Origin of the sequence: Methylobacterium soli, from assembly GCF_008806385.1 — a bacterium.
In the GTDB taxonomy this organism is placed as follows: Bacteria; Pseudomonadota; Alphaproteobacteria; order Rhizobiales; family Beijerinckiaceae; genus Methylobacterium; species Methylobacterium soli.
The window spans coordinates 69,231-77,721 of the sequence record NZ_VZZK01000032.1; the positions used below are offsets into that span (position 1 = coordinate 69,231).

The following is an 8,491-nucleotide window of genomic DNA, read 5'->3' on the forward strand; positions in this document are numbered from 1 at the left end:
CGGGAACTCACCCCGGTCCAGGAAGTATCCCGCCCGCGATCGTGCGCGCCCTTCGGACTCTCCCGACACGCCCTCCGGGGCGGGGCGCTTCCCGCCGGATTTCCGCAGGACGGATTTCAAGATCGTCGCTTGCTCTGTGTGAAGGAGGCCGGCCCTAACCCGTGTGATGGGCGGGTCGAAGGCGAAAAATCGCGCCGGGCCCTCTGGCGCCGCGCCCATCTGAGTGCGGGAGATGCCGGATCTCATGGGGGATCAGGGCGAGACCAGGTTGGAGCCTTTTCGGGCGCGTGCCGGCGAAGTCTACGGGCGTCATCGCCGACCGGAGGGGGCGAGATCGAATTCTGACTGATGACCGAGCGAAAGCTGGCCGGTCGACAGGCTGATGAAGGCGGGGCTGCACATCGCCCCGAAGCTCAGAAGAGGGCATAGATCGGCGCGGGTGAGAGCCTGACTTGCGCGTCGATCCGCACTGCGAGGCGGCCGCTGCTCGGTCCACCCTCATGCCGGAGGGAGGCACCGGAAGCCGCCGAGATCCCAACCCTGTCGCGAGGTCATTCATGCACTCTGATCTGGAGCATGCCAGGCGGAACTGGGAGCGCGCGATCGAGATCGTCTCGCAGCTCGAGCGCGGTCCGGGCCGGGAAACCGGAGGAGCAACGCGTCATGAGGCGGAGCGACACGTGGCTCGCCTGCGTGCCGTGATTGCGCAGGGCCGCGTGATGGCCCTGGAACGGAGCCACCATGCGCACATGGCGTGTGAGGAGGCGCCAGCGAGCTATCTTTGGTCGCAAGTGAGCGGAAGAGGTCAAGGTGGCCGCGCGCTCTGACGCCGAGCCGGTCTCCCCTTCGGTGGAGCGTGCTCTGGGGCCAGGCTGTTGCTTTCGCCCGGACGCTTGATGTGAAGCGCGGGCCGTGAGCGGGTCCGGCTCCCGAGGCTCGCGCGGGGAGACCAATTGCGGATCGAGCCGGCATCGGCCACGCCGCCATCGCCCGTGGCTCGGGCCGCAAGCCTTCAGTGAACGGCGCATTGACCTGTGTTGAAGCGCCGTCAAAGCGCGTCTGCGAAATCAGCAGCGCGGTGTCACGGCAGGCAGTATTTGCCTGCATTTCCGGCAGTCGGACACAACGACAGCTTGGGCGTTCGCACACGATCCTGGCCGTGCGCCGGTCAGGACAGGATGCCGTGTGCGGCGCGTCGATCGCCGGGAGCCGCCTGACGATCCGGCAGGCTCGTCGGCCCTCCGGTCCAGAGAGCGGCCAGGAACAATCGTCAGGAGGCAGGCGACATTCATGTGCGGTGTGTGTGGGGAGATTCGTTTCGACGGGCTGGCCGACACGGCCGCCGTCCAGGCCATGGCAAGCAAGCTCCAGGACAGGGGCCCCGATGCGGGCGGCGTCTTCGGGCAGGGGCGCGTCGCCTTCGGCCACAGGCGCTTGAAGATCCTCGACCTCTCCGAGGCCTCGCAGCAGCCCATGCTGGATGCCGAGCTTGGGCTCGCCATCGTCTTCAACGGCTGCATCTACAATTTCCGCAGCCTGCGCGCGGAGCTCGAAGCCAAGGGCTACCGCTTCTTCTCGACCGGTGACACGGAGGTCATCCTCAAGGCCTACCATGCCTGGGGGGCGCGCTGCGTCGAGCGCTTCTACGGGATGTTCGCCTTCGCGATCTGGGAGCGCGACAGCGGGCGCGTCGTCCTCGCGCGCGATCGGCTCGGGATCAAGCCGCTCTATCTCAGCGAGACGAAGGGGCGACTTCGCTTCGCCTCCACCCTGCCGGCGCTGCTCGCGGCCGGCGACGTGGACACCACGATCGACCCGATCGCCCTGCATCATTACATGAGCTACCACGCGGTCGTTCCGGCGCCGATGACGATCATCAAGGGCGTCCGCAAACTGCCGCCCGCAACGATCCTGACCCTCGAGCCGGATGGATCTCGGACAGAGACGGTCTACTGGGACCTGCAGGTTGGGCCCCGCGCCGAGGACCGCAACCTGACGGAGGGCGATTGGCGCGCCCTCGTCCTCGACACCCTGTCGATGGCCGTCGATCGGCGCCGGGTCGCGGACGTGCCGACGGGCGTGCTCCTGTCCGGCGGCCTCGACAGCTCCCTTCTTGTCGCGCTCCTCGCCCGCCAGGGCCAGACCGGACTGAAGACCTTCTCGGTCGGCTTCGACGCGGTGAACGGCATCGAGGGCGACGAGTTCAAGTACTCCGACATCATCGCACGGGAATTCGAGACGGAGCACATGAAGATCGCGGTCGATGCGTCGCGGACCCTCGCGGCGTTGCCGGCCACGATCGCGGCCATGGCGGAGCCGCAGATGAGCCATGATGCCGTGGGCTTCTACCTCCTCTCCCAGGAAGTCTCGCAGCACGTGAAGGTGGTCCAGAGCGGCCAGGGCGCTGACGAGATCTTCGCCGGGTATCACTGGTATCCGAAGATGCTGGGCTCCACGGATCCGGCCGGCGACTATGCGCGCGTCTACTTCGATCGCGACCATGCCGAGATGCGGGAGGCCCTGGCGCCGGGCCTGATCGACCGCGATGTCAGCCGAGCCTTCGTCGAGGGGTTCTTCTCCCGCCTGGACGGTGCGGGCCCGGTCGACAAGACGCTGCAGCTCGACACCCAGGTCATGCTCGTGGACGACCCGGTCAAGCGCGTCGACAACATGACGATGGCCTTCGGATTGGAGGCGCGCGTGCCTTTCCTCGATCACGACCTGGTCGAGCTCGCGGCTCGGATCCCGGCCGCGTTGAAGCTGCGCGACGGCGGCAAGTCCATCCTCAAGGAGGCTGCCAGGGCGGTCCTGCCAGCCCGCGTCATCGACCGGCCGAAGGGCTACTTCCCGGTTCCGGCCCTGAAGCACATCCGCGGGCCGTATCTCGACTTCGTGCGCGGCGTCCTCGAGGCGCCCGCCGCCCGGGAACGCGGGCTGTTCAACCGCGCCTATATCGACCGCCTGCTCGCCGATCCCGACGGAACGCTGACCCCGAAGGGCCACTCGAAGCTCTGGCAGGTGTCACTGCTCGAATGCTGGTTGCAGACCCATGGAATATGACCCCGAAGTTCTGCGCCAGTTCGGTGTCGACCAATGGCTGCTCGGGCGCGTGCTGGCGGGTCTCGCCTCGGCCGAGACGCGGGATCCGGCCGCCTTCTCGATCGGCATCGAGGAGGAGTACTTCCTCTCCGACGCACGAACGGGTCACGCGGCCTTCATCACCCCCGACAGCCTGTTCGCGAATGCCAGCGCGGCGACGGAGGGCCGGGTCGGCCGGGAATTCCTGCAGAGCCAGGTCGAGGTCGCCACACCGCCCTATGCCTGCCTGCGGAAAGCCCGCACCGAGCTGCGCTACATCCGGCGCATGCTGGCGACGCTCGCCTCCGAGCAGGGCCTCGCGGTGCTCGCCTGTGGAACGCACCCGACCGCCCGCTGGCACGAGGCCGCGCGCAGCGAGGCCGAGCGCTACGGCAGGCTTATGGACGATCTGCAGATGATCGGGCAGCGGAACATGCTGTGCGGCATGCATGTCCATGTTGAGCTTCCGGATCCCGACCGCCGCGTCGACGTGATGTGCCGGATGATCCCCTACCTGCCGCTGTTCCTGGCGCTCTCGACGTCTTCGCCGTTCTGGCAGGCGCGCGCGACGGGCCTGCGCGGCTACCGGCTTGCCGCCTATGACGAGCTTCCGCGCACCGGAATCCCGGAACTCTTCCGGACCACCGAAGCGTTCGAGGCCTACGTGTCCGCCCTCGTCCGGTCGGGCGCCATGCAGGATGCGAGCTATGTCTGGTGGATGATCCGCCCGTCCGCGAAATACCCCACCCTGGAACTGCGGGCACCCGATTGCTGCACCCGCCTGGATGACGCGATCGCCATCGCGGCCCTCTATCGCGTGCTGGCCCGGCACCTCTTCGTCCACCCCGACCGGAACCGGGACATCGATGCGCGCGCGCGCGCCATCGCGCAGGAGAACAAGTGGCGCGCCCAGCGCTACGGGGTCCATGGCAGCTTCGTGAGCGCGGACGGCGCCGTCACGGTCGCCGATCTCGTCGAGCACCTGATCGCGATGACGCGAGAGGATGCCGAGATCCTGGGCTGCACCGACGAGGTGGCGCATTGCCGGACCATCGTCGCGGCGGGCACCTCCGCGGATGCGCAACTTGCGATCTTCCAGGAGAAGGAGCAGGGAGGGTCCGAGGCGGCGCTGGCGGCCGTGGCCGCGTGGGTGGCCCAGAACACCGCGCGAGGCTGAGGCGGCGGCGCCTGAACGCGGTCGGCCAGCTCGAACCGGCCAGCTCAAACGCAGCCCCGGTTTCGCCGGCCGGGCGGCGGCTCGGCGCGACCGCGATCAACCGTCCGGCAGCAACTGCACCGGAGCGCCACCCCGGGGGAAGGTCATTCATGTGCCGCTGGATTGCGTATCGGGGACATACGATCGCGTTGGAGCATTACGTGACCGAGCCGGCACATTCCCTCGTCTCGCAGAGCATCCAGGCCCTCGAATCCACCGCGAGCACGAATGGCGACGGCTTCGGATTGGGTTGGTACGGAGATCACCCCGAGCCCGGCCTCTACCGCGAGGTGCGGCCGGCCTGGTCCGACGAGAACCTTCGGTACCTCTGCCGTCACCTGCGCTCGCATCTCTTCTTCGGGCATGTCCGGGCGGCGACCGGCACACCGATCACGCGGCCCAACTGCCATCCCTTCGCCTGCGGCACCTGGCTGTTCATGCATAACGGGTATATCGGCGACTGGAGCCGGCTGCGCCGGCGGATCGAGGGGCTGATTCCCGACGCGTTGTACGCGTCGCGGATCGGCACCACGGATTCCGAGGCCATCTTCCTCGCCATCCTGGGCGCCGGGCTCCTGGGGCCCAACCCGCCTCGGGATCCGATCAGCGCAACCGTGCACACGCTGTCGGCCCTGACGGAGCTCGCCGGGGGACCCGATGACGGGCAACCCTTTCGCTTCACGGCCGCGCTCGCCAACGGATCCGATCTCTACGCCTTCCGTTACGCCGCCAACGATGCCGCCAACAGCATGTACTACCGCGCCTCGGAGAGCGGCATCGTCGTGGTCTCCGAGCCCCTGGATCGGGAGCACGCGACCTGGATCGCGGTTCCGGACAACAGCGTCGTGGTCGCGCGCAAGGACGCGGCCGTCGAGGTGGTGTCCTTGAAGGAGTTCGGCCTCGAATGCCGCTCCGGCCTGCCCCGCAGGCCGGAGCGGCTGGAGGCCTGACCCTTCAGCCGGGCCTCGCCGGGAGCCGGAGAGCGGCGCCAGAGCGGCGCCAGAGCGGCGCCCTTGGCCCCGCCCGCAAGCCTGTCGGAGGCCATGCCGGCGGGACCGCCCGCGCTGGCGGCCCGGTCAGCGTCCCGGCTGCTGCGGCATCAGCTTCTGCGTCTGCTGGACCGCATCCCGGCAGCCCTGGTCGCCCTTGGCGTTGAGATCCACGGCCCGCTGCAGAGCCATCTTGGCCTGCGAGACCTTGTCCTCCGTCGATGGGCCGCCCGCGGTGGATTGACCACCATCCTGCGCGGCCGCCGCGGCGGTCGTCGGCCGGTTCTCCGACTGCCGACGCACGTCCTCGGGCGAGGTGGCAACCCGTCCGCTCGCCACGGCGTCCGCCTGGGTTGAGCCCGTCGCCGCCCCGACCGGGCCCGCGACGCCGCCGACCGTCCCGGGACTGCCGCCCGCCTCGCGCGGTGCGCCGCCGGGCTGCGCGCGGTCCGTCTCGGACGAGCCGACCGTGCCCGTCGTGTTCGCGGCGTTCTTCTGCGCGGCCTTGTCGTTCGGCCCCTGACGCTGACCGTAATCGGGCTCGGACACGGGGGCGCCCAGGCCGACCTGCGTCCCCAGGCTGCGCTTGAGCTTGGCGATGTCGTCCGTGCAGGGTCCTCCTTCCTGAGCGAAGGTCGTGACCGGAACGAGGGTCAGCGCCGCGACGGCGACGGCGCCGCAGAGGCTGTGTAACCGGGGCATGAAAGCGTCCTCCAGGAGTGTTGGTTAGCTCTGACCCAACCCGAATCCGTTTCGAACTGTTCAACCGCCGCGGCACGCCATCACCCGGGACGCTCCGGCGGCCTGGCTCGGCGCGGCTCTCCGTCTTCGATGGGACGCGCTCTCATTCGCCGAACCGGGATCCGTTGCGGCGGAGAGCGCTCCGGACCCGCCGCGTTCCCGAACCTGCCTTAAGGCTCATCCAGGCGCCCCGACCGACCGGTCGGATGCTCCCTCGTTGCCGCGACGTGGCGTTCTGCGCCGCTCGGGCCGTCCCCTTCGGGCCAGGCCCGCCTGACACGTTGCGGTGGAGCGCGCGCGGGCTCGGATCCCGCGACCCGGCCGCCGGACTAAGCGGACATAACTCGGAGAAATAACCTAAGGCAAGTTTTTGTAATATTTCTTATCACTTGTTATTATATCTCGATCAGCACGAAATGATACGATTGAACCTATGAACGGGACGGGGATTTAACTTGCTCAGACCTGAGAACTGATCGGCAGGAGCGATGTTGCGCCCATCGATGCTCCGGCGGCGCGTCATGCTTGCCCCACGAACGAACGAGCCGCCTTCATGAGTTCAGCCTCCGACGCCGAGTTGGCCCCGCTCATCCGCAAGCTGGAGAGCATCGCAACCCTCTCGGACGCGGCGCGGCATGCCGTCTGTGAGCTGCCGATGAGCGTCCGCGTGCTCGAACCGGAACACGACATCGCGCGCGACAAGGAGCAACCCGCCCATTGCTGCGTCGTCCTCACAGGCTGGGCTTACCGCTACAAGCTCCTGAACGAGGGCAGGCGGCAGATCCTGTCGTTCCACGTTCCGGGTGACGTCCCGGACCTGCAGAGCCTGCACCTGAAGGTGATGGATCACAGCCTCGCCACCCTGACCCAGTGCCGGCTCGGCTTCATCCCGCACGAGAGCCTGCATGCCCTGTGCCTCCACTTTCCCGACGCGGCCACGGCGCTCTGGCGCGACACGCTGGTGGATGCGGCGATCTTCCGCGAGTGGATGACCGGCATCGGCCGCCGCACCGCGCATGGCCGCATCGCCCACGTCTTCTGCGAGATGTACGTCAAGCTCAACGCCGTCGGCCTGGCGGAGAACCATCGCTGCCTCTGGCCGGTCACGCAGGTCAATATCGGGGATGCGCTGGGCCTGTCCAACGTGCACGTCAACCGCGTGATGCAGGACCTGCGTGCCCAGGGGATGATCGGACGCCAGGGCCGGGAGCTCATCATCCATGATTGGGACGCCCTGTGTGCCCTGGGCGAGTTCGACGAGACCTACATGCACCTGGAGCGAAAGGCCGCCGCGTGAGCCTGCACCTCAAGCCTGCCCGGATCGCGACAGGCCGTGGAGACGAGGACGGCCGGCTGGTCTTCGACGGCGAGCGCCTGGTCGCGGTGCTGGTTCAACTCTCCGACCAGTATGGTCCGGATGCCGGCAAGTGGTTCTTCGAGGTGGGGCTGGGGTGGCTGGCGGGCCCGAAACACCCGATCTTCGCCAATCTGGGCGAGGCGCAGGACTGGATCACGCGCCATCTCGCCGGACATCGCTCCTGACGCGAGGCCCGGCACCCGACCGGCTGACGGCGGACGGGCCGGCGCGCCCTGCCGGGGATCGCGCCGCCGATCCCCGCGGGGATGGCGCGCCCTGCCGGGATGGGCCTAGAGGCCGGAGCCCCGCATGCTGCGGAGGAGCTTGGCCACGCCGCGCCGATAATCGGCGAGCGTCAGCTGGTCGATCGGCTTGTCGGCGGCTCTGTGCACGCGCCCCATCAGGTCCAGGCCGTGGGCCGTGCCGCTGGAGAAGAAGCGGCCATCCGCGGTCCAGGCGCCATGCGTCTCCAGGCCTTCGACGCCCCCCTTCCAGGGATAGGAGACCCTGTCGTCGCCCTGCATGATCGGGCCGGCGATCCGACCATCACGGGTGCGATAGAGGAAGCCTGCCTGCAGTTTCATCGCGCCGCTCTCGCTTCGGGATTGGCTCAGATCCGCGCCCCATCGTCCCTCGGTGGCTTGCCGCAGCGGAAGCGCTCGACGCGCCACCGATCATGCGATCTCTGCCACTGAGCCATCTGGGGCTGGGCGACCTTCAGGCATTGCAGAGGCGTCCATACGTCCTCATCGAAGACGTGGACGCGCGTGACGCAATGAGTTGGATTAGAAGTAAGACAAGTTAAGAAATACAGTCCGAAGAGCATCTGCAGGGGTTATCCTTTGCATACTGCGTCAGTGCCCCTTTGGATTTTGTGAGAGGTCAACCCCGTGCGCGAAAGAAAGATCCAGTATTGGAAAGCCCCGCGAGCCGTGAGGCTGCGGGGCTGAAACCTGCGCGCGGGCGATCGGGCTTAGAGCCGCGCCCGATCGCGTTGCAACGGGCTGGAAAATAGGCAGCCCCGGTCCGGTTCGGCGCGACGGACCCCCTCTCCCGTCCGGGAGAGGGTTGGGGTGAGGGGTGCGCGCTGTCCGGAGAAGTCGCACCCCT

At 68.0% G+C, this 8,491-nt stretch carries 7 protein-coding genes; 5 read left to right on the forward strand and 2 right to left on the reverse strand.

All coding sequences use genetic code 11. From position 1 onward, the window contains the following. Positions 1 to 1,290 precede the first annotated feature (1,290 nt). The 3 genes from F6X53_RS24350 (at position 1,291) to F6X53_RS24360 (ending at position 5,244) form a co-directional block, all read left to right on the forward strand. Positions 1,291 to 3,060, forward strand: coding sequence for an N-acetylglutaminylglutamine amidotransferase (locus F6X53_RS24350; RefSeq protein ID WP_151003170.1), 1,770 nt, complete (start codon positions 1,291 to 1,293; stop codon positions 3,058 to 3,060). Next, entirely contained in the window at positions 3,050 to 4,255 is a 1,206-nt protein-coding gene (locus tag F6X53_RS24355; RefSeq protein WP_151003172.1) for a carboxylate-amine ligase, read from the forward strand. The genes F6X53_RS24350 and F6X53_RS24355 overlap by 11 nt, the downstream gene beginning before the upstream one ends. Before the next feature lie 149 nt (positions 4,256 to 4,404). After that, the gene (locus tag F6X53_RS24360; RefSeq protein WP_151003174.1) at positions 4,405 to 5,244 is read left to right on the forward strand and encodes a class II glutamine amidotransferase; all 840 of its coding nucleotides are present in this window, start codon (positions 4,405 to 4,407) and stop codon (positions 5,242 to 5,244) included. A 126-nt stretch (positions 5,245 to 5,370) separates the two neighbouring features. Here the strand turns inward: F6X53_RS24360 and F6X53_RS24365 are convergent, their stop codons facing one another. After that, positions 5,371 to 5,985, reverse strand: coding sequence for a hypothetical protein (locus F6X53_RS24365; protein WP_151003176.1), 615 nt, complete (start codon positions 5,983 to 5,985; stop codon positions 5,371 to 5,373). A 592-nt stretch (positions 5,986 to 6,577) separates the two neighbouring features. On the opposite strand from F6X53_RS24365, the gene F6X53_RS24370 reads away from it, so the two are divergent. Both F6X53_RS24370 and F6X53_RS24375 read left to right on the forward strand, forming a co-directional pair. After that, a complete protein-coding gene (locus F6X53_RS24370; protein WP_151003178.1) occupies positions 6,578 to 7,321 on the forward strand; it encodes a Crp/Fnr family transcriptional regulator in 744 nt (247 codons plus the stop codon). Further along, positions 7,318 to 7,566 carry a hypothetical protein gene (locus F6X53_RS24375; RefSeq protein WP_151003180.1) on the forward strand — a complete coding sequence of 83 codons (249 nt, stop codon included), beginning with the start codon at positions 7,318 to 7,320 and terminating at the stop codon, positions 7,564 to 7,566. The genes F6X53_RS24370 and F6X53_RS24375 overlap by 4 nt, the downstream gene beginning before the upstream one ends. Positions 7,567 to 7,671: 105 nt before the next feature. On the opposite strand, the gene F6X53_RS24380 is transcribed toward F6X53_RS24375, so the two are convergent. Continuing rightward, the gene (locus tag F6X53_RS24380) at positions 7,672 to 7,965 is read right to left on the reverse strand and encodes a hypothetical protein (RefSeq protein WP_151003182.1); all 294 of its coding nucleotides are present in this window, start codon (positions 7,963 to 7,965) and stop codon (positions 7,672 to 7,674) included. Positions 7,966 to 8,491 lie beyond the last annotated feature (526 nt).